Origin of the sequence: Sphingobium sp. Cam5-1, from assembly GCF_015693305.1 — a bacterium.
Taxonomy (GTDB): Bacteria; Pseudomonadota; Alphaproteobacteria; order Sphingomonadales; family Sphingomonadaceae; genus Sphingobium.
On record NZ_CP065138.1, the window covers coordinates 77,782 to 98,811 of the forward strand.

Genomic DNA, 21,030 nt, shown 5'->3' on the forward strand with positions numbered 1-21,030 from the left:
TCGCTAGGACAGACAAGCCTTGGACCATTTCGACTATGTGAACGGCGCCATGCATGTGGAGCAGGTGCCGATGGCGGAGATCGCGCAGGCGGTCGGCACGCCGGTCTATATCTATTCGACCGCGACCCTGACGCGCCACGTCAATGTCTTTCGCGATGCCCTGTCGCGGCTGGACGATCCGCTGATCGCCTTTGCGGTCAAGGCCAATCCCAATGGCGCGGTGCTGGCGACGCTGGGAAGACAAGGGCTGGGCGCGGACGTGGTTTCGGGTGGCGAGCTGCTGCGCGCGATCGCGGCGGGCATTCCGGCCAATCGCATCGTCTTTTCCGGGGTCGGCAAGACCGCCGAAGAGATGCGGCTGGCGCTGGAGCATGGCATTTTCCAGTTCAATCTGGAGAGCGAGCCGGAGGCCGAGATGCTGTCCGGGGTGGCGCTGTCGATGGGGAAGAAGGCTTCGGTTGCCTATCGCATCAACCCCGATGTGGATGCGGGTACGCATGCCAAGATTTCCACCGGCAAGTCGGAGAATAAGTTCGGCATTCCCTACGACCGCGCGCTGGAAAGCTATGCCGCGGCGCGCGATCTGCCGGGGCTGGATGTGCAGGGCGTCGCTGTTCATATCGGCAGCCAGCTGACCGACCTTGCTCCGCTTGAGGCGGCCTTCACGAAGGTCGGCGTCCTGATCGAACAGCTCCGCGCCGCTGGGCATGCCATCCGCACCGCCGATCTGGGCGGTGGACTCGGCGTCCCCTATGACCCCTCGCTCCCTCTGCCGCCGCTGCCGGAGGCCTATGGCGAAATGGTGACGCGGGTGACGCAGGGCTGGAATGTGCGCCTGATGTTCGAGCCGGGCCGGGTCATCGTCGGCAATGCGGGTGCGCTGCTGTCGCGCGTGGTGCGCGTCAAGCAGGGCGCGCAGGCGCCGTTCGTCATCGTCGATGCGGCGATGAACGACCTGATGCGGCCCAGCCTCTATGACGCTTGGCATGATATTCGCGCCGTCGATCCGTCGGGCGCGCGGGAGACCGCCAATGTGGTGGGGCCGGTCTGTGAGACAGGTGATACCTTCGCCATGCACCGTGACATGGACGTGGTGCAGGCGGGCGATCTGGTCGCCTTCATGACGGCGGGCGCTTATGGCGCGACCATGGCGGGCACCTATAACAGCCGCCCGCTGACGCCCGAAGTGCTGGTTTCCGGCGACAAATGGGCCGTCGTCCGCGCCCGTCCGCCGATCGAGGCGCTGATCGAGGCGGACAGCATTCCCGACTGGGTGCAGGGCTGATGCAAAGCCTGCCCGTCTTCCTGGTGTTGAGGGGCAGGGCCGTTATCCTGACGGGCAGCGGCGAGGCTGCGGAAGCCAAGCGGCGGCTGCTGGAACGGACGGGCGCGCGCGTCGTCGGTGAGGACGGCGACGCGCGAATCGCGATTGTCGCGGATGGCGATGACGCGACGGTTGCGCGGCTGAAGGCGCGGGGCGTGCTGGTGAATGCGACCGACCGGCCGGAGCTTTGCGATTTCACTCTGCCTGCCATCATCGATCGTGAGCCGGTGTTGATCGCCATCGGCACGGGGGGTGCGTCGGCGGGGCTGGCAAAGGCGCTGCGCCAGCGAATCGAGGCGATGCTGCCGGAGAAACTGGGCAGGCTCGCCACTGCGCTCTACGATGCGCGCGCCGCCATTCGCACTCGCTGGCCCGATGCCAGCGCCCGTCGCCGGGCTATTGACGCTGGGCTATCGGCTGGTGGCCTGATCGACCCGTTGCGCGAGGATGCCGCTAACGAGGTGCCCCGCTGGCTTGCTCAGCAGCGCGATGCAGAACCTTCCAGCCTTGTCGCGCTGCGCCTGCTGTCGGGCGACCCCGATGACCTGACGCTCCGGGCGGCGCGCCTGCTGGGGGAGGCCGATCGCATTTATCACAGGCCCGATGTGCCAGCGGCGATCCTGAACCGTGCCCGCGCCGACGCTGTGCGCATTCCCGCCACCACGCCGCCGGAAACACCGGGGGAGGGGCTCTCGCTCTGGCTGGAGATGCCGCAATGAGCCGGGTGTTCGTCAATGAAGGCGGCCATGCGCGCGAAATTTCCCTCGATGATTTTTGCGCGCAGGCCGACCATGCGCCTTTCAGCTGGATTCATGCCGATGGCTGGCGGGAGGATGCGCAGAGCATCGTCTCGCGCTGCGACCATATGCCGCATGCGGCGCTGTCGGCGCTGCTGGCACAGGAAACCCGACCGCGTTGCACGGTGATGGCGCATGGTGCGCTCATCAACCTGCGCGGTCTGGGGGCGGACGCCGAGGCAAGCGGCGATCCGCTGGTGTCGATCCGCCTGTGGGCCGAACATGCGCGGGTGATTACCGTCAGCTACCGTCCGCTGGCGGCGATGGAGCCGGTGGTGAAGCAGATGCTGGCCGGAGAGATTCGCGATCCGGGCGACCTTATCGCCGCCTTTGCGCAGGAAATAACCGAAGCGCTTGATCCGGAAGTGGCGCAACTGGGCGATGATCTGGACGAAATCGAAAGCACGCTGAGCGACAATGGCGCGGCGGAGGTCCGGCGGCAGGTTTCGGAAATCCGGGCGTCGGCAATCAGCTATCGCCGTTTCATCTCACCGCAGCGGCAGGCGCTTGAAAGATTGTCGGCGGCGGATGCGCCCTGGCTTCACCCCGATGACCGGCTGCATTTGCAGGAAGCGGCGGATCGCTGCGCCCGCATGGCCGAGGAGCTGGAGGCGGTGCGCGAACGATCGGCGCTGGCGCATGAAGAGCTGACGGACCTGCGCGCGGAACAGATGAACCGGCAGGCGTTGATCATATCGGTCGTGGCGCTGGTTTTCCTGCCGCTCACCTTTCTGACCGGGCTGCTCGGCATGAACGTCAACGGCATTCCCTTCGCCCATGAAGCCTGGGCCTTTTGGGGCGTGGTAGGGGTTTGCGTCGCGATGGCGATCGGGATCGGCGGCTGGTTCACCGCGACTCGCTGGTTGAAGCGCTGAAGTCCTGATCGTTTCAGGGGCGGGCAGCGTTCAGCCGGGCGATTTCATCATTCAACGCCTGGATCGATGAGACAAGCCGCGCCCTATCGATCTGCATTTCCTCAAGCGCGTCGCGCGTCTCGCCCAATTCCACGGCGCGTCGCGCAATGCGGGCGTCGAGTTCGGCATTGTGCCGGGTGAGGGCGTTCAACTCATCGGCGCGCTGGCACAGATGGCGCAGCCGTGCGTCCAGCACATCGAAGTCGAAAGGCTTGGTGACATAATCGTCCGCGCCTGCTTCCAAAGCCTCCACGACGCTGGCGTTATCCTGCTTGCCCGCGATCATCACGAAGCTCGCCTGACCGGCAAGGCCAGCGGCGCGAATTTTCTTCATGGTGGCTATGCCCGGCAGGATCGCCAGTCCCATGTCGATCAGGATGATGTCCACCGACCGGCTGAGAAGGCGGTTCAGCGCCACGAAGCCATTTTCAGCCAGCACCGCGTCATAATGGAGATGGGACAGGCGGCGCGCGATCACGGCTCGGGCCGTGTCGTCTTCCTCGATCAGTAGCAGCCTGCGGCGGCGGAGCGGGCAGGCGCTCTTCGCCTTGTCGCTGTCGGTATTGAGCGTCCTCGCAGCGGATTTGAAAAACTGCATGGCGTGCGTCTCCTCACACGCCCTGATCTAGGATAAGTGCGCAAATAAATGGTTAATGCGATCTTCCCTGTGAAGGTGCCTCCGCTTCGGGCGCATAGGCGCGCAGGAAGCAATCGACCGCGAATGCGACGTCGGCGTCCACCTGTTCGGGCGTGGGTGACTGGCCATTGCCCCAGATCATCTGCTGGTGGCAGCCCGACAAGGTGAGCATGATCAGCGCCCGGGCCGCAAGCTGGGCATCGGCACGCCGCAACCGCCCCCGCTCCATCGCTACCTCCAGAAAACGGGCCAGCAGGTTGCGGGTATATAAGGGCGCAAGTTCCTGGAAGATCGCCCCCATTTTGGGAAAGCGACTCGATTCTGCGGCCACCAGCCGATGCAGTGCGATCGCGTCAGGCGATGTTACCTTGCGCAACAGGTCATGACTGAAGCGCATGAGCTTTTCTTCAAGCGGGCCACCCGTATCGAGAAGCTGAGCAAGGCCGGCATGATAGGTTTCCGTCGCATCGTGCAGTACGGCGGCGAACAGTTCCTCCTTGCCGGGAAAGTAGCTCCACAACGTGCCCTTCGACCCACCCAATTCGGCAGCGATGGAGGACATGGTGGTCGCGGCATAGCCATTTTCCAGGAACGACCGACGGGCGACCGCGACGATCGCGTCACGGCGATCACGCCTGTTTGCTTCACGGCGAGAAGGGGTGGACATGTCTATCGCGTCAGTCATAAAGGCGTACCATAGAGTACGATAATATTGTTGACAAGCCCGTGCAGCAGGCGCAAAGGCGGTTTTCATACCACATGGTACGGTTTCTTATGTCCCTGCATCGTCTCATTAATTCCGCGCACGCCGGACTTTTGCCGGTTGCGATATTGGCGCTTTCCGCCTGCGCGGCGGTGCCCGATCTTGGCAAGGCCCCAGCGCCCCGGACCCCGTCCAGCATCGCGGCATCGCAGACGTTCGGGCAGGGCGAGGCAGCGTGGCCAGCCGATGGATGGTGGAAAAGCTATGGCGACTCGCAACTCGATGCGTTGATGGAAGAGGGGCTTGCCGCCTCTCCCGACATCGCCGCCGCCTCGGCCCGCTTCCGCCAGGCATCCGCCGCGGCGCAGCAGGCCGGAGCCCCGCTTTTGCCGTCCGTTGATCTTGCCGGATCGGCCGCCGCGACGAAGCAGAGCTATAATATGGGCTTCCCCAAGGATTTCGTGCCCAAAGGTTGGCTGGGCACGGGGCAAGTCGCGCTCGACATGAATTTCGACCTTGATCTGTGGGGCCGCAACCGCGCTGCGCTGGCCGCCGCAACTTCGGAGGCGGAGGCCGCGCGCATCGATGCGCAGCAGGCGCGGCTGGCGCTGACGACGGGGATCGCCGATGCTTATGCCGACCTTGCCCGCCTGTTCGACCAGCGGGAAATCCAGCAGCGCGCGCTCGACATTCGATCCGCCAGCCAGAAACTCGTGACGGAGCGGCAGCGCAACGGGCTGGAAACGCGAGGCAGCGTGCGGCAAGCCGATGCGGCCGTTTCCGCCGCCCGTGCCGTGCTGGCGGGCATCGACCAATCCATCGCCGTCCGGCGGCATCAGATTGCGGCGCTAATCGGCGCAGGCCCTGATCGCGGCCTCGCCATCACGCAGCCGCATCTGGGCAAGGTCGCGGATTTGGGCCTGCCCGCCGATGTCACCACCAACCTGGTGGCGCGCCGCCCCGATGTCGCCGCCGCGCTCGCCCGGACGGAAGCCGCCGCCAAGCGTATCAAGGTTGCCCGCGCCGACTTCTTCCCGGCCATCAGCCTCAGCGCCCTCGTCGGGGTGCAGTCGCTCGGCTACAACACATCCTTCCTTGATCCCTCGACGTCGAGTCCACGCTCTTTCCTCGACACGCTGTTCAGCAAGGATTCGCTGTTCGGCAATGTCGGGCCAGCGATCAGCCTGCCGATCTTTCATGGTGGGGAACTGCGTGGCCGCTATCGTGGCGCGCGGGCGACCTTCGACGAAGCTGTCGCCAATTATGACAAGACCGTGCTTGGCGCCTATCGCGACGTGGCGGACGCCGTCACCGGGCGCCGGATATTGGGTCAGCGGCTGACCGAGGCCCGCGCCGCGCTGGCCGCATCGGAAGAGGCCTATGCCATAGCGCAGAAGCGCTACCGGGGCGGCCTGTTCACCTTCCTCGACGTGCTGAATGTCGAGGATCAGCTACTTTCCGCCCGCCAATCCGTCGCGGAGCTTGAAGCGCTGACCTTTTCCACTGACATTGCCCTCATTCGCGCGCTGGGCGGCGGCTTCGCTGCCAGCGGCACATCGTCCAAGGACCTGCCCAATGGCTGATGCAGCCCCCGAATTCACCGCCGATACCGGCAGCGCCGACCGGAACGCGCGGATGGAGCAGCGCAAGAAATGGCTGGTTCGCCTGGCCGTCGCCGTATTGGTCATCGGCGCGATCTATGCCCTTTGGTATCTGCTGATCGGCCGCAATCATGTCGGCACCGACAATGCCTATGTGAATGCCGAGATCGCGCAGGTGACGCCGCTCATCTCCGCGCAGGCGATCGAAGTGCGGGTGACCGACACGCAGGCGGTCAAGCGCGGCGACATATTGGTGCGGCTGGACCCCACCAACGCGCGCATCGCCGTCGCACAGGCGGAGGCTGACCTTGCCGAGGCGCGCCGCCGTTTCCGCCAGACCGCCGCGACCAGTTCATCGCTCGCCGCGCAGGTAAAGGCGCGCGGTGCCGACATCACGCAGGCGGGTGCGCAGCTCGCCGCCGCTCAGGCCGATTATGACAAGGCGCGCGTCGATCTTCAGCGGCGCGAGGCACTCGCGCCCGAAGGTGCCGTGTCGGGCGAAGAAGTCACCAGCGCGCGCAAGGCATTCGCCGCCGCCAGAGCGGGCCTTGAACAGGCGCGCGCAGGCGTGGCGACGGCGCGCGCGACTCAGGGCGCTGCCGAAGGTCAGCTCGCCGCCAATGACGCCCTTGTCAGTGGCTCGACGGTCGAGACGGACCCCGCCGTCCTCGCCGCCAAGGCGAAGCTGGAAAATGCGCGACTCGACCTTGGCCGCACGATCATCCGCGCGCCGATCGACGGTGTGGTGACGCGCCGTCAGGTGCAGGTCGGCCAGCGCGTGGCGCAAGGCAGCCCGATCATGAGCATCGTCCCTCTCAGCCAAGTCTATGTCGATGCCAATTTCAAGGAACGGCAGCTGCGCCGGGTGCGCGTCGGCATGCCCGCCACGGTCATTGCTGACATTTATGGCGGCGACGTCGTCTATCATGGCAAGGTTGTCGGCTTTTCGGGCGGAACCGGATCGTCTTTGGCTCTGATCCCGGCGCAAAATGCGACGGGCAACTGGATCAAGGTGGTTCAGCGCCTGCCCGTGCGTATCGCGCTTGATCCCAAGGAACTTGCTGCCCATCCGCTCCGCGTAGGCCTCTCGACCGAGGTCGAGATCGACCTTTCGGGCGCTTGAGGAACCTCGCGGTGACGGAGGCTGCGGAAAGATTTTTCATGGACCCCCGGCGGCGGATGCTGGCCGGGCTCGTGCTGGCGCTCAGCAATTTCATGGTCGTGCTGGACCTGACGATCGCGAACGTGTCGGTGCCGCATATCGCCGGAAATTTGGGCATCACGCCTGACCAGGGCACCTGGATCATTACATCCTATGCCGTGGCGGAGGCGATCTGCGTGCCGCTTACCGGCTGGCTCGCCCAGCGGTTCGGCACGGTGCGCCTGTTCATCTGGGGCATGATCGGCTTTGGACTGTTCTCGCTGCTCTGCGGCCTTTCAACGACGCTCGGCATGATCGTCGCCTGTCGTATCGGACAAGGATTGTGTGGCGGGCCGCTGATGCCGATGTCGCAGACCTTGTTGATGCGCATCTTTCCTGCCGAACAGCGGGCAAAGGTGATGGGCCTGTGGGCCATGACCACGCTCGCCGGGCCTGCGGTGGGGCCGATCGTCGGCGGCTATATCAGCGACAATTGGAGCTGGCACTGGATCTTCTTCATCAACCTGCCGATCGCGGTGGTGTGCGTGTTCGCTGCGATGGTGCTGCTGCGCCCTGCCGAAACGGAACGGCATAAGCTTCCCATCGATTATATCGGCCTTGCCCTGCTGATATTCTGGATCGGCTGCCTCCAGATCATGTTGGATACTGGCCGCGATCGTGACTGGTTCGGCGATCCGATGATCGTCGCCCTTGCGGTGATGGCCGGGGTCGGCTTCCTGGTCTTCATCATCTGGGAACTGACGGAGGAGCATCCGATCGTCGATCTGCGGGTCTTCCGCCATGTGGGCTTCACCTCTGGCGTGCTGACATTGTCGCTATGCTTTGGCGCCTATTTCGCCGGGATCGTGATCATCCCGCAATGGCTTCAGATGTCCATGGGCTATCCCGCCTATTCCGCAGGCTTCGTTACCGCCTTTACGGCGATGACGGCGATCTTCGCGGCACCCTTTGCAGGCCGCGCGGTCGGCAAGATCGACGTGCGGCTGCTGATATCGGGATCGGTGATCTGGATGGGCATGGTCACCATGTGGCGATCGGGCTGGACCAGCACGGCCGACTTCTGGACCTTGGCCATGCCGCAGGTCGTGCAGGGCTTTGCCATGCCCTTCTTCATGATCCCGCTGACCACCCTGACGCTTGGATCGGTGCGGCCGGAAGAGACCGCGTCGGCGGCGGGCATGCAAAGCTTCCTGCGCACGCTGGCGGTGGCGATATCCACCTCCATCGTCCTCACTGGCTGGGGCAATGGCCAGCGAACCGCGCGCAATGAAATGGTGTCGGCCCTTGATCCGGGCGTCGGATCGCAGCTGGCCGGTTCCGGGCTGTCGGCTCAGCAGACGCCGCAGATGATCTCCAATCTGGTCGATCAGCAAGCGACCATATTGTCGATGAACCATGTCTTCTTCGTGGCTGCGCTGGTCCTGTTTCTTGCAGGTGCGCTGGTCTGGTTCGCGCCCAAGCCGACCGGTCGGGTGGATACGTCAGGGGCTCACTAAACATATCTCCCGGCCGATGCCGATGGCGCGCAGGAAAGCCGCGTCATGGCTCACCACGATCAGCGCGCCGTCATAACCCTGCAGGCCCTGTTCGATCGCCGCGATGCTGTCGAGGTCGAGATGGTTGGTCGGCTCGTCCAGCATCAGGAGCGGCGGCAAGGTGACGCCTCCCAGCACACAGGCCAGCCCGGCGCGCAACAACTGCCCGCCGCTAAGGCTATCCGCCTGTTGCAAAGCCAGATCCGCCCGAAAGCGGAAGCGCGCCAGCGCCGCCCGCACTTCATTATGCGTCGCGTTTGGGTGCAAGCGGGCGAAATTATCCGCGATGCTGGCTCCCGGATCGAGCAGTTCCACCTTTTGGTCCAGCAGCGCGCAGGCCACCGGCCGCTCGACCTTCCCCGCCAAGGGAGGCAGGCTGCCCGCGATCACATGGAGCAGCGTGGATTTGCCCGCGCCGTTAGGCCCGGTGATCGCGATCCGTTCCGGCCCGTTGACCCTCAGGGACAGCTCTCGCAGGACCGGCGCGCTGGCATCATGACCCGCTGTGACATGGTCCAGCGTCACGATCCTCTGACCCGTTTGAACAGCAGTGGAGGGCAGGGCGACAGTCAGGCTTTCCAACACTTCGATCCGTTGCCGCGCCGTCTCCGCCGCCTGTATGGCTTCCCGCCGGAGACGCTCGGCCAGCCGCGCCGCCTCGCCGCCTGATCCCTCGGCCCGGTCCTTCCTCATGCCGATCAGGATGCGCGGCATGTCGCCCTTGGCCCCCTTGCGCGCACCGGCGGCGTCACGCCGCTGCTTGCGCTCGGCCGCAACCTGTGTCCGCTTGGCGATGTCCTTGCGATGCCGCTCGGCTTGGGCCAAGTCCTGCTCGGCCGCCGCGAGTTCGACCGCCTTGCGCGCCTGCCATGAGGAGAAATTGCCGCCATGACGGCTGATGCCCAGCGTCGTCAGCTCGGCAATCGCCTCCATCTCCTCCAGCAGCGCCCGGTCATGGCTGACCACGATCGCACCCGCTCGCCAGCGCCCCAGCAGAGCGATCAGCGCCGCCCGGCCTTCCGCATCCAGATTATTGGTCGGTTCATCCAGCAGCAGGAAATCGGGCCGGGCAAAGATCGCTCCGGCGAGCGCCGCCCGCGTCCGCTGTCCTCCCGACAACTGGCTAAGGAGCGCATCGGGTTCGACACTCAACCCGACTTCCGCCAATGCTTCCTCGATCTGCGAAGGCAGCGTCCAGTCGCACGCTTCCAGTTCAGCCATGTCCGCGTCGCCCCGCTCGGCCGTGGAGAGCAACGCCATCGCCGCGCGCACGCCGAACAGATCGGCGATCGTCTCGCCCGGATCGACCTGCACGGTTTGCCGCAGTTCGGCCACCGTCCCGTCCAGCTGAACGCTGCCGCCGCTGGGCTTCAGCCTTCCCGAAATGAGCGCGAGCAGCGTCGACTTGCCGACGCCATTGCGTCCGACAAGTCCGATCCGCTCGGAAGTGAAACGAAAATCAAGGTCGCTAAGGACGGATGTCCCGTCAGGCGCGGACCAGCTGATATGAGAGAGAGTAATTGCAGGCATGGACAAAAAACTTCCTGAAAGCAGAGCGTTGGGGCTGTGCGATCAGTTGCAAGTCCATGATGATGATCCTCCGGAAACAGGCTTGTGCTAATATAGCAGGGCCGTTCCACTGGCAACCGGCGGCTTCTGCCCCGATTGACGCGGCGCAGCATCGCCGTCACTGAAGGGCCAAAAGGGCTGGGTCCAAATGCGAATCGTCATCATCGATGACAGCGGCCTGCGCGCGACGGTTCTCGAAGAAGGACTGCGTGAGGCTGGCTATGACGATATCCACATCGTCCCACCGCGCGGCGGCTTCGTCGCGCGGCTCGAACGCATGGCGCCCGATGTCGTGCTGATGGATCTGGGCAGCCCCAGCCGCGACACGTTGGAGGAAATGCTGTCCGTCAGCCGCGCGCTCGCCCGGCCTATCGCCATGTTCGTCGATCAATCGGACGAATCCATGATCGGCGCCGCGATCGATGCGGGTGTGTCCGCTTATGTCGTCGATGGCCTGCGCAAGGAGCGGGTGAAGCCGGTGCTGGAACTCGCCGTGCGCCGTTTCAACGCCTTCGCGCGGCTCCAGACCGAACTGGACGAGGCGCGGACGCAACTTTCCGACCGCAAGATCATCGACCGCGCCAAATCCATCCTGATGAGCCAGCGCGGCATCAGCGAACCGGACGCCTATGCGCTGTTACGGTCGAGTGCGATGAATCAGGGGAAAAAGATCGTGGATGTCGCCCAGGCACTCATCACCGCCAGCGACCTGTTGGGAGGGGGCTTATGACGACTTGCCTGCGCATCGCCTATTTGCCGCTGACCGATTCCGCCGTGCTGGCGGTGGCGCGGGAAAAGGGTTTCGCCGAGGAGGAGGGGATCGCCCTCGATCTCGTCCGCACGGTCAGCTGGGCGACCTTGCGCGACCGGTTGATCTTCGGTCAGGTGCAGGCCGCGCACATGCTCGCCCCGCTCGCTATCGCGGTGACGCTGGGATTGAGCCAGCAGCCCGCGCCGCTGTCGGCGCCCTATAAGCTCAACGTCAACGGCAATATGCTGGTGATGGCGCGCGAGTTCGCGCAGGCGCTCGACCCTGATGTCGCCGCCCGGCTCGACGATCCGCTCGGCACCGCCCACGACTTCGCCGCCGCCATTGGCCTGTGGAAACGCAAGCCGGTGATCGGCGTCGTTCACCGCTTTTCCAGCCATGCCATCATGTTGCGCTACTGGCTGGCGAGCGCGGGCGTCGACCCCGATCGCGACGTGCTGCTGCGCGTGGTGCCGCCGTCGCTGACGGTGGAAGCGATGCGCGCGGGCGAGATCGATGGCTTCATCGCGGGTGAGCCGTGGGGCAGCGCCGCCGTGGAAGCAGGCCTTGCCGAAGCTGTCGCCATTGGCGAGCGGATCTGGCGGCGCGGCGTTGAAAAGGTGCTCGCCTTCCGCACCCCCTGGCTGGAGGAAAATCCGCAAACCGTGGACGCGCTGATCCGCGCGCTGGTCCGTTCCGCCGCATGGTGCGACGACCCGGCCAATCATGAGGCGCTCGCGCACCTCCTGTCGCAACCGCATTTCGTCGATCAGCCCGCCGACCTTATCCTGCGCGCACTGTCTGGCCGCATTGTCGCACGGCCGGACATGGCCCCGCTCGACATGCCCGACTTCATGCTCTTCTCCCGCGAAGCGACGCCCTTTCCCTGGCGCAGTCAGGCGCTGTGGCTCTATTCGCAGCTCGCCCGCTGGAAGATGGTGGATCATACGCCCGAAAACGCCGCAAAGGCCGGATCGGTCTTCCGTCCCGACATCTTCCGCCGCGCGCTGGCCGAAAGCAATGTGCCGATTCCGGGCGCCAGCATGAAGGTGGAGGGAGCCGTCGCATCCCCCTTGGCCGTGGGGTCGAAGCGGGGAGAATTGACGCTCGGTCCCGATCGTTTCTTCGACGGCCGCACATTTGATCCCGAACATATCGAGGATTTCCTGAAGAGTTTTTGAGGGGCGGGCGCTCGAAAAATTGTGCCTTGCAACATGAAACGAATCATTAGATAAGGCCAAGGTCGCGCGACGAAGCGCGTTCATGGATGAGCATGCCCAAGGATGGGGTCGCGCTCTCCTCAAACACTATTTGCAGCAAAGCCGCTGGCCGGGTCCCGTCACAAACGGGCGTCCGGAGAGCGGCTTTTTTTGTGTCCATTTCACCTGGATTGAAGGACCTCGTCATGGCAACTGCTTATTGGGATCGCGAGAAGGGCGGCGAGGGGACAGCCGGGCCAACCAGCTTCTGGAAAGCTGGCCACACGCCGACCCTGATTGCCGCTTTCCTCTATTTTGACCTCGCCTTCATGGTGTGGGTGCTGCTCGGGCCGCTTGCGCCCTCCATTTCCAAGACGCTGGGTCTGACCCCTGCTGAAAAGGGCCTGATGGTGGCGGTGCCGACGCTGGCGGGCGCGTTGCTGCGCGTCGTGAACGGCCTGCTGGTCGACCGCATCGGATGCAAGCAGGCGGGTGCGATCAGCCAGGTGATCGTGATCATTGGACTTTTCACCGCCTGGTTCATGGGCGTGAATAGCTTCGGCGGGACGCTGGCGCTGGGCGTGATCCTGGGCTTTGCGGGCGCAAGCTTCGCCATCGCGCTGCCGCTGGCCAGCCGCTGGTATCCGCCTGAGCATCAGGGCAAGGCCATGGGCCTCGCTGGCATGGGCAATTCGGGCACGGTGCTGGCCTCGCTTTTCGCGCCGATGCTGGCCAAAGCCTTCGGCTGGAACGCCGTGCTGGGCCTCGCCTGCATCCCGCTCACCATCGTGTTTCTCCTTTACCTGATCATGGCGAAGAACGCCCCCAACGCGCCCGCGCCCAAGAAGCTGGTGGACTATTTCCACCCGCTCAAGAGCGCCGACGCCTGGTGGCTGATGGGCTTCTATTCGGTGACCTTCGGCGGTTTCGTCGGTCTGGCCGCGTCGCTGCCGATCTACTTCACCGACCAGTTTGGCCTTACCCCGATCATTGCGGGCTACTGCACTGCGGGCTGCGTGTTCGCCGGGTCGCTGGTTCGCCCCATGGGCGGCGCGCTGGCTGACAAGATCGGTGGCGTGAAGGCGCTGATGATCGTCTACATCATGGCTGCCCTGGCTCTGGCGGGCGTGTCCTATGCGCCGACGCTCTTCTCTGCCCTGGGCTTCTTCGTCGCCGCGATGCTGGCGCTGGGCGTTGGCAATGGCTCGGTCTTCCAGCTGGTGCCGCAGCGTTTTCAGGAAGAAATCGGCGTCATGACCGGCCTGGTCGGCATGGCGGGCGGCATTGGCGGCTTTTACCTCGCATCCTCGCTGGGTATCGCCAAGCAGTTCACCGGCAGCTTCGCGCCCGGCTTCCTGATCTTCGCGGGCCTCGCCGTGGTGGCATTCCTCGGTATCTCGCTGGTGCGTGCCAAGTGGCGCGCGACCTGGAGCACCGGCGCGCGCATCTGATCATCGCTTACCGGAGAGGAGAGGCGGCGGCACTCGAAAGAGGAGCCGCCGCCCTTGTTTTTGGGCAATGAGAACCGCCCTACCTCCGTTCGGGCTGAGCTTGTCGAAGCCCTTTTCTTCCTAAGAAGTGAAGCCCTTCGACAAGCTCAGGGCGAACGGTGAAAAGGTGAAAGCTGAGCGCAATTTCTAACTTTTCCGCCGAATCGCTTGACCCCAGCTGCGTTTCATTTATGCTGCACTGCGAAGGACAAGGTTGTCCTTAACTGACATAGCTGCGGTGATCCACGGTTGGATCGTCAAAGCGTGAATGATGGCAAAGCCGCCATCCAGACCTCTGGGTTCAAAGCCCAGGGGTCCGGATGGCGGCTTTTTTATTGTCTGGAGTCAAGGGATGGATTTTCAGAACAACGCCGGACCGGAGACGGCCAACGAAGAGGAACTCTTCGTGCCCTCCGACGATGTGCGCGAACATCTGGTTGTTGTGGGCAACGGCATGGCTGGTTGCCGGGCGGTCGAGGAACTGCTGGCGCGCGATGCGGGGCGCTATCGCGTCACCATCTTCGGCGCTGAGCCTTATGTGAACTACAACCGCATCATGCTCTCGCCGGTTCTGGCGGGTGAGAAGAGCTTCGATGACATCGTCATCAACAGCCGCGAATGGTATGATGAGAACAAGATCGAACTGATCGCCGGTGATCCGGTGACGGCGATCGACCGCGTTGCCAAGACGGTGAAGAGCCAGTTGGGTCGCACTGTTGGCTATGACAAGCTGCTGATCGCAACCGGTTCCGATCCGTTCATCATCCCGGTTCCGGGCAAGGACCTGCCGGGCGTCATCAGCTTCCGCGACATGAAGGATGTCGATACCATGCTGGAAGCTGCCGGGAAGGGCGGCAATGCAGTGGTCATCGGCGGCGGGCTGCTGGGGCTGGAAGCGGCGCACGGCCTGACCCTGCGCGGCATGAAGGTCACCGTGATCCACCTCATGGACACGCTGATGGAACGTCAGCTGGACGAGGCGGCGGGCTGGCTGCTGAAGACCGCGCTGGAAGGGCGTGGCCAGACCATCCTGACCGGCGCCAACACCGAAGCCATCTATGGTGACGGCAAGGTCGAGGGCGTCCGTCTGAAGGACGGCACCGAAATCCCCGCGAGCCTCGTCGTCATGGCGGTGGGTATCCGCCCCTCGACCGCGCTGGCCCGCGAAGCCGGCCTCGAAGTCAATCGCGGTATCAAGGTCGACGACCATATGGTCACCAGCGACCCCGATGTCCTCGCGGTCGGCGAATGCGTCGAGCATGATGGCAATGTCTATGGCCTCGTCGCGCCGCTGTGGGACATGTGCCGCAGCCTTGCCGACGGCCTGACCGACCAGCATAGCGGCTACAAGGGTTCGGTCACCTCGACCAAGCTCAAGGTTGCGGGTCTGGACGTTTTCTCCGCCGGGGACTTTTCGGGTGGCGAGGGCTGCGAGGACATCGTCCTGCGCGATGCCTCGCGCGGCGTTTACAAGCGCGTCGTCGTCAAGGATGACAAAATCATCGGCGCCGTTCTTTACGGCGATACCGTCGATGGCGGCTGGTATTTCGACCTGCTGAAGCGCGAGGAAAATGTCGCGGACATTCGCGACCTGCTGATCTTCGGTCAGGCCTTCGCCTCTGGAGGAGGCGCGCTGGACCCTAAGGCGGCCGTTGCGGCGCTCTCGGACGATGCCGAGATTTGCGGCTGCAACGGCGTCAGCAAGGGCCAGGTCGTCGCCTGCATCGAAAAGGGCGCATGCAGCCTCGACGCGGTGCGTGGCACTTGCAAGGCTTCGGCCAGCTGCGGCAGCTGCACCGGCCTGGTCGAAAATTTGCTGGCGGTGGTGCTGGGCGACGACGTCCAGTCTGGCCCCAAGACGATGTGCAAGTGCACCAGCTTCGGCCATGACGATGTCCGCCGCGAGATTGTGGCGCAGAATATGCGCTCGATCCCGGAAGTGATGCAGAAGTTGCACTGGTCGACGCCGGATGGTTGTTCGTCCTGCCGTCCGGCGCTCAACTATTATCTGCTCTGCGCGCTGCCCGGCGAATATGTCGATGATCAGCAGAGCCGCTTCGTCAATGAGCGCATGCACGCCAACATCCAGAAGGACGGCACTTATTCGGTGGTGCCGCGCATGTGGGGTGGCCTGACCAACCCGCGTGAACTGCGTGCGATCGCCGATGTGGTCGAGAAATATGACGCGCCGATGGTGAAGGTCACCGGCGGCCAGCGGCTCGACATTTTCGGCATCAAGAAGGAAGACCTGCCCGCCGTCTGGGCCGACCTCAATGCCGCGGGCATGGTGTCGGGCCACGCTTACGGCAAGTCGCTGCGCACGGTGAAGACCTGCGTCGGCTCGGAATGGTGCCGCTTCGGTACGCAGGACTCCACCGGCCTTGGCGTCAAGACCGAACGGATGACCTGGGGATCGTGGATGCCTCACAAGTTCAAGATTGCCGTATCCGGCTGCCCCCGCAACTGCGCGGAGGCGACGATCAAGGACTTTGGCGTGGTCTGCGTAGACTCAGGGTACGAGCTGCATGTCGGCGGCAATGGCGGCATCCATGTCCGCGCCACCGACCTGCTGTGCAAGGTCGCGACCGAGCAGGAGGCGCTCGACTATTGCGCCGCCTTCACCCAGCTCTATCGCGAGGAAGCGCGCTATCTGGAGCGCACCGCGCCCTGGATCGAGCGTGTCGGTGTGGAATATGTGAAGCAGCGGATCGTGGAAGACGAAGCAGGCCGCGAGGCTCTGCGCGCCCGCTTCCTCTACTCGCAGAGCTTCTCTCAGGAGGACCCTTGGGCGCAGCGCGCAGCCGGTGCGGAGAGCGAATTGCACCAGCACCTCGACCCCATCGCCATCGCTGCGGAGTAATCACCATGACGACATGGATCGACATCGGAACGCTGGCCGACATTCCCCAGCGCGGCGCTCGCACGGTGCAAATTGCAGGCGAAAAGGAAATCGCCGTCTTCCGGACCAGCGATGACAAGGTTTTCGCACTGGTCAATGAATGCCCGCACAAGAAGGGCCCGCTGAGCCAGGGCATCGTCCATGGCCACAGCGTCGCCTGCCCGCTGCACAACTGGAACATCGCCCTGAAAACGGGCGAGGCGCAGGGCGCGGACGAGGGCTGCACGCCGACGATCGCCGTGAAAGAGGAGGGCGGTCGCATCCTGATCGCTCGCCCGGCGGCGATGAAGGCAGCAGCCTGAAGCGGGAAATCAGCTTCCGGTCCCTAGCCACAACGGCGGGGACCCGGGTGGGGGTGTCTTGTTGGCCATCCCTTGCGGCAAGCGCCTCCACCCAATTCCTATTCCTCGGGACGAAGAGGTAAGAGCATGACAGAGGCCATCCGCACCACCTGCGCCTATTGTGGCGTCGGTTGCGGCATCTCGGCCACGCCGACCGGACCCCGGTCGGTCACGATCAAGGGCGATGAAGCGCACCCGGCCAATGGCGGGCGCCTCTGCTCCAAGGGCACGCATCTGGGTGAGACGGTGGGGCTGACTGGCCGCCTGCTGCACCCGATGATCGGCAACAAGCGGGCCAGCTGGGACAAGTCGCTGGATCTGGTTGCGAAGAAATTTAAGGAAACCATCGACCGCTATGGCCCCGACAGCGTCGCCTTCTACGTCTCTGGCCAGTTGCTGACCGAAGATTATTATGTCGCCAACAAGCTGATGAAGGGCTTCATCGGCACGTCCAACATCGACACCAACAGCCGCCTGTGCATGTCGAGCGCGGTGGCGGGGCACAACCGTGCGTTCGGTGAAGATGTGGTGCCCGCCACTTATGGCGATCTGGAGCAAGCGGACCTGATCGTCCTCGTCGGCTCCAACACCGCCTGGTGCCACCCGATCGTCTATCAGCGCATCCAGGCCGCGCGCGCCGAACGCGGCACCAAGCTGGTCGTGATCGATCCCCGGCGCACAGAGACTTGCGAGGGCGCGGACCTGCATCTGCCGGTGAAGCCGGGGACGGACGTTGCGTTGATGAACGGCCTGCTCGCGTGGTGCGACGCCGAGGGCATCACCGATCCGGCCTTCATCGCCGATAGCGTCAACGCGCCCGAAGGCTTCTGGGAGCATATCCGCACCGGCCACGACCTCTGGACGACCGCCAAAACCTGCGACATCGCGCCCGCCCAACTGGAGCAGTTCTTCAAGCTCTTCGCCGCCACGGCGCGCACCGTCACCTTGTTCAGCCAGGGCATCAACCAGTCGATCCGCGGCACTGATCAGGTCAACGCGATCATCAACGTCCACCTCGCCACCGGCCGTATCGGCAAGCCGGGCGCCGCGCCTTTCTCCATCACTGGCCAGCCCAACGCGATGGGCGGCCGCGAAGTCGGCGGTCTCGCCTCGACCCTTGCCGCGCACATGGACTTCGCGCCCGAAAATGTGGAGCGGGTCGGCCGCTTCTGGGCCGCCCCCACCATGGCGACCAAGCCCGGCCTGAAAGCCGTCGATCTCTTCCGCGCCATCAACGAAGGCCGGATCAAGGCGCTCTGGGTGATGGCCACCAACCCCGCCGTCTCGCTCCCCGACGCAAGCCGCGTCCGTGAAGCGTTGGAATCTGTGCCCTTCCTCGTCGTGTCGGACATCATCGCCGACACCGACACCAGCGTCCATGCCGACGTCCGCCTGCCCGCAGCTGGATGGGGCGAAAAGGACGGCACCGTGACCAATAGCGACCGCACGATCAGCCGCCAGCGCCCCTTCCTGGCGCTGCCCGGCGAGGCGAAGCCCGACTGGTGGATCATCAAGGAAGTCGGCCGCCGCATGGGCTGGCGCAACGCCTTCGCCTATGACCGGCCTGCCGACATCTGGCGCGAACATGCCCGCCTGACCGCCTATCAGAATGACGGCCAGCGCGTGCTCAACCTGCGCGCGCAAGCCACCATCGGCAACGACGCCTATGAGGCGATGGAGCCCTTCCGCTGGGGTGGCGACAAACCCTTCGCCGACGGCCGCTTCTCAACGCCGGACGGCAAGGCGCGGTTGGTCCTCACCAAGCAGATGGACCTTCAGGAGCCGCTTAAAGCATGGCCGATGACGCTCAACACGGGCCGTTATCGCGACCAGTGGCACACGATGACCCGCACCGGCCTGTCGCCAAAGCTCGCCCGCCATCGCGAAGAGCCGCTGGTCGAGATCCACCCGCGCGATGCCGATGACCTCGGCATTGCCGACGGCGACCTTGCCCGCGTCCAGACCGCGCAGGGCAACAGCATCTTCCGGGTGGCATTCAGCGAAGGCCAGCGCCGGGGCGAGATTTTCACGCCGATCCACTGGACCGACCAAATCTCCACCGGCGGTCGCACCGGCCTGCTGCCCCGGCCGCTGGTCGATCCGCATTCGGGCCAGCCGGGTTTCAAATCGACGCCTGCCAGCGTCGAGCGTGTCGCGACCGAGTGGAAGGGTTTCCTCATCGTCCGGGGTGAGCAGCCGGCGAAGCTCCCATGCCTCTGGGCAACGAAGGTCACGGTGCCGGGGGGCGCGCTCTACGAGATGGCGGGCAATGGCGATCCGGTACGCCTCGAAGCCAGCCTGCCCAAGGGCGACCGCGTCGAGGCTGTGGACATGACGCGCGGCACCCGCCGCATCGCCATCATCCGCGAAGGCAGGCTCGCCGCCGTCCTCTTCGTCACCCGCACCGGCCTGCTCCCCTCGCGCGACTGGCTCATCGGCCAGCTTGAGGCGGAAGAGGTGGGCGCCTCCGTCCTCGCCGCGCGCGGTCCCGGCAATCAGCCGGACAAGGGGCCGACCATCTGCGTCTGCTTCGACATCGGCCTTAATCAGATCGTCGCCGCCATCCGCGACCAGAGCCTGGTCGACGTGCCCGCCATCGGCAAGGCGATCGGCGCTGGCACCAATTGCGGGTCCTGCCGCCCCGCGCTCGCCAACATCCTCGCCCAAATCCCGCAGGAGACGCTTCATGCAGCCGAATGAATTGATCGCCCCCGGTGAAGTCTGGCTGGTCGGCGCAGGGCCGGGCGACCCGGACCTCCTCACCCGCAAAGCCGAAAAGCTGATCGCGGCGGCCGAAATCGTCTTCTACGACGCCCTCGTCGGCCCCGGCGTCCTCGACCTGATCCCCGAAGGCGTCGAGCGGGTCAGCGTCGGCAAGCGTTCCGGCCGCCACAGCAAGGCGCAGGAAAGTATCAACGACCTCCTCCTCGCCGCCGCCAAAGCAGGCAAGCGCGTCGTCCGCCTCAAGGGCGGAGACCCCTCGGTATTCGGCCGCTCGTCCGAAGAGATGGAGCATCTGGCCGCCGACGGCATCCGCTTCCACATCTGCCCCGGCATCACCACGGTCAGCGCAGCAGCGGCGAGCGGCAGCGCCTCGCTCACCCTGCGCGGCAAGGCGCGCGGCCTGACGCTGGTGACCGCGCATCTGAAAGCCGGAGAGCCGCTCAAGCTCGACTGGGAAGCGCTCGCCCGCCCCGGCGGCACGCTCGGCATCTATATGGGCCGCGCCGCCGCCGGAGAGATCAGCCGCCAGCTGATCGCCGCCGGACGCGATCCCGAAACGCCGGTGATGGTGGCGGTCAACGTCTCCCTCCCCACCGAACGCCTGATCCGCGGCAAGTTGTCCGCGCTCGCTTTCCTGGTCGCCACGATCAGCGATGAAGACCCGACCCTGCTGCTGATCGGCGAAGCGGTGGCGGGCACGTCCATGCCTGTAGGGGTTGCAGCCAGCGTCGCTCTTCCGCTTTGAAGGCCGACTCTGCGCAACTTTTGCCCTGAGCTTGTCGAACACCCCTGACCTTAGTTGGAAGGAAGGGAGGGGGCTTCGGCAAGCTCAGTTCGGCTCGCGCCAGTGCGCCAGATCCTCCGGCCGATTGATATTCGGCAGCACCAGTTCCGGCCGCTCCACCACCCGCGCGCCCACCCGCTCGATCCACCCAAAGATCGACCGATTATTCTCTTCCGCCAGATGCGCGTTCAGTTCGTCCGCGAGCGACGCAGGCCAGAAGCCCGCCAGCTGCTGCCCCTTCAGCACCGCCCCACTGTCGCCAATAAGCGCCTCCACCAGCGCCGCCGGATAGACCGGCATGTCGCACCCCGTCGTCAGCACCGCATCATAACCCTTCGTCCGCGCATGATGCAGCGCCGCGTTCAGCCCGCCCAGAGGCCCCAGGTCCGGCGCAGGCCGATCCGCCAGCCCCGTCAGCCCATCGACGCCCCGCCCACAGACCACCACGGCCTCCACATGCGGCGCGATTGCCGCCACCGCATGCGCCATCAGCGTGCGCCCGTCCGGCATCAGCGCCAACGCCTTGTCGCTTCCGAACCGGCTGGATCGCCCACCCGCCAGCACCGCGCCCAGCAATCGCATCGATCCACTCCTTGGCAATAG

General features: G+C 64.9%; 17 protein-coding genes. 13 read left to right on the forward strand and 4 right to left on the reverse strand.

Annotated features, from left to right (window positions below; all coding sequences use genetic code 11):
* Positions 1-19: 19 nt before the first annotated feature.
* The 3 genes from lysA to IZV00_RS00415 are packed head-to-tail and all read left to right on the forward strand — an operon-like array spanning position 20 to position 2,996.
* Positions 20-1,285, forward strand: coding sequence for a diaminopimelate decarboxylase (gene lysA / locus IZV00_RS00405; RefSeq protein ID WP_196225286.1), 1,266 nt, complete (start codon positions 20-22; stop codon positions 1,283-1,285).
* Entirely contained in the window at positions 1,285-2,043 is a 759-nt protein-coding gene (locus IZV00_RS00410; protein WP_196225287.1) for a precorrin-2 dehydrogenase/sirohydrochlorin ferrochelatase family protein, read from the forward strand. Before lysA ends, IZV00_RS00410 begins: the two co-directional genes overlap by 1 nt.
* Positions 2,040-2,996 (forward strand): zinc transporter ZntB, encoded by a 957-nt coding sequence (locus IZV00_RS00415; RefSeq protein ID WP_196225288.1) that lies wholly within the window; start codon positions 2,040-2,042, stop codon positions 2,994-2,996. The genes IZV00_RS00410 and IZV00_RS00415 overlap by 4 nt, the downstream gene beginning before the upstream one ends.
* Before the next feature lie 13 nt (positions 2,997-3,009).
* Here the strand turns inward: IZV00_RS00415 and IZV00_RS00420 are convergent, their stop codons facing one another.
* Both IZV00_RS00420 and IZV00_RS00425 read right to left on the reverse strand, forming a co-directional pair.
* On the reverse strand, positions 3,010-3,633 hold the full coding sequence (locus tag IZV00_RS00420; protein WP_196225289.1) for a response regulator transcription factor: 624 nt from the start codon (positions 3,631-3,633) through the stop codon (positions 3,010-3,012).
* A gap of 52 nt (positions 3,634-3,685) precedes the next feature.
* A complete protein-coding gene (locus tag IZV00_RS00425; protein ID WP_230463239.1) occupies positions 3,686-4,357 on the reverse strand; it encodes a TetR/AcrR family transcriptional regulator in 672 nt (223 codons plus the stop codon).
* An 89-nt stretch (positions 4,358-4,446) separates the two neighbouring features.
* Here IZV00_RS00425 and IZV00_RS00430 point away from each other — a divergent pair, with 89 nt between their 5' ends.
* Genes IZV00_RS00430 through IZV00_RS00440 form a run of 3 tightly spaced genes read left to right on the forward strand, consistent with a single transcriptional unit; the run spans position 4,447 to position 8,634 of the window.
* Positions 4,447-5,958: an efflux transporter outer membrane subunit gene (locus IZV00_RS00430; protein ID WP_196226434.1), complete on the forward strand. Its 1,512-nt coding sequence runs from the start codon at positions 4,447-4,449 to the stop codon at positions 5,956-5,958.
* Positions 5,951-7,099, forward strand: a complete 1,149-nt coding sequence (locus tag IZV00_RS00435) for an EmrA/EmrK family multidrug efflux transporter periplasmic adaptor subunit (protein ID WP_196225290.1) — start codon at positions 5,951-5,953, stop codon at positions 7,097-7,099. The genes IZV00_RS00430 and IZV00_RS00435 overlap by 8 nt, the downstream gene beginning before the upstream one ends.
* A 38-nt stretch (positions 7,100-7,137) precedes the next feature.
* Positions 7,138-8,634, forward strand: coding sequence for a DHA2 family efflux MFS transporter permease subunit (locus IZV00_RS00440; RefSeq protein ID WP_196226435.1), 1,497 nt, complete (start codon positions 7,138-7,140; stop codon positions 8,632-8,634).
* Here IZV00_RS00440 and IZV00_RS00445 read toward each other — a convergent pair.
* Positions 8,620-10,203 carry an ABC-F family ATP-binding cassette domain-containing protein gene (locus IZV00_RS00445; protein WP_196225291.1) on the reverse strand — a complete coding sequence of 528 codons (1,584 nt, stop codon included), beginning with the start codon at positions 10,201-10,203 and terminating at the stop codon, positions 8,620-8,622. The genes IZV00_RS00440 and IZV00_RS00445 overlap by 15 nt on opposite strands.
* Positions 10,204-10,390: 187 nt before the next feature.
* Here IZV00_RS00445 and IZV00_RS00450 point away from each other — a divergent pair, with 187 nt between their 5' ends.
* From IZV00_RS00450 to cobA, 7 genes are all read left to right on the forward strand, one after another.
* Positions 10,391-10,972 (forward strand): ANTAR domain-containing response regulator, encoded by a 582-nt coding sequence (locus IZV00_RS00450; RefSeq protein WP_196225292.1) that lies wholly within the window; start codon positions 10,391-10,393, stop codon positions 10,970-10,972.
* Positions 10,969-12,171 carry a CmpA/NrtA family ABC transporter substrate-binding protein gene (locus tag IZV00_RS00455; protein WP_196225293.1) on the forward strand — a complete coding sequence of 401 codons (1,203 nt, stop codon included), beginning with the start codon at positions 10,969-10,971 and terminating at the stop codon, positions 12,169-12,171. The genes IZV00_RS00450 and IZV00_RS00455 overlap by 4 nt, the downstream gene beginning before the upstream one ends.
* Before the next feature lie 224 nt (positions 12,172-12,395).
* Complete coding sequence (locus IZV00_RS00460; protein WP_196225294.1) at positions 12,396-13,640, forward strand: nitrate/nitrite transporter; 1,245 nt, start codon at positions 12,396-12,398, stop codon at positions 13,638-13,640.
* Between the two features lie 391 nt (positions 13,641-14,031).
* Entirely contained in the window at positions 14,032-16,539 is a 2,508-nt protein-coding gene (nirB, locus tag IZV00_RS00465; RefSeq protein WP_196225295.1) for a nitrite reductase large subunit NirB, read from the forward strand.
* Positions 16,540-16,544: 5 nt separating this feature from the next.
* The gene (nirD, locus tag IZV00_RS00470; protein ID WP_196225296.1) at positions 16,545-16,880 is read left to right on the forward strand and encodes a nitrite reductase small subunit NirD; all 336 of its coding nucleotides are present in this window, start codon (positions 16,545-16,547) and stop codon (positions 16,878-16,880) included.
* Between the two features lie 126 nt (positions 16,881-17,006).
* The gene (locus IZV00_RS00475) at positions 17,007-19,619 is read left to right on the forward strand and encodes a nitrate reductase (protein WP_196225297.1); all 2,613 of its coding nucleotides are present in this window, start codon (positions 17,007-17,009) and stop codon (positions 19,617-19,619) included.
* Positions 19,606-20,388 (forward strand): uroporphyrinogen-III C-methyltransferase, encoded by a 783-nt coding sequence (gene cobA / locus IZV00_RS00480; RefSeq protein ID WP_196225298.1) that lies wholly within the window; start codon positions 19,606-19,608, stop codon positions 20,386-20,388. Before IZV00_RS00475 ends, cobA begins: the two co-directional genes overlap by 14 nt.
* Positions 20,389-20,472: 84 nt before the next feature.
* On the opposite strand, the gene mobA is transcribed toward cobA, so the two are convergent.
* The gene (mobA, locus tag IZV00_RS00485) at positions 20,473-21,009 is read right to left on the reverse strand and encodes a molybdenum cofactor guanylyltransferase (RefSeq protein ID WP_196225299.1); all 537 of its coding nucleotides are present in this window, start codon (positions 21,007-21,009) and stop codon (positions 20,473-20,475) included.
* Positions 21,010-21,030 lie beyond the last annotated feature (21 nt).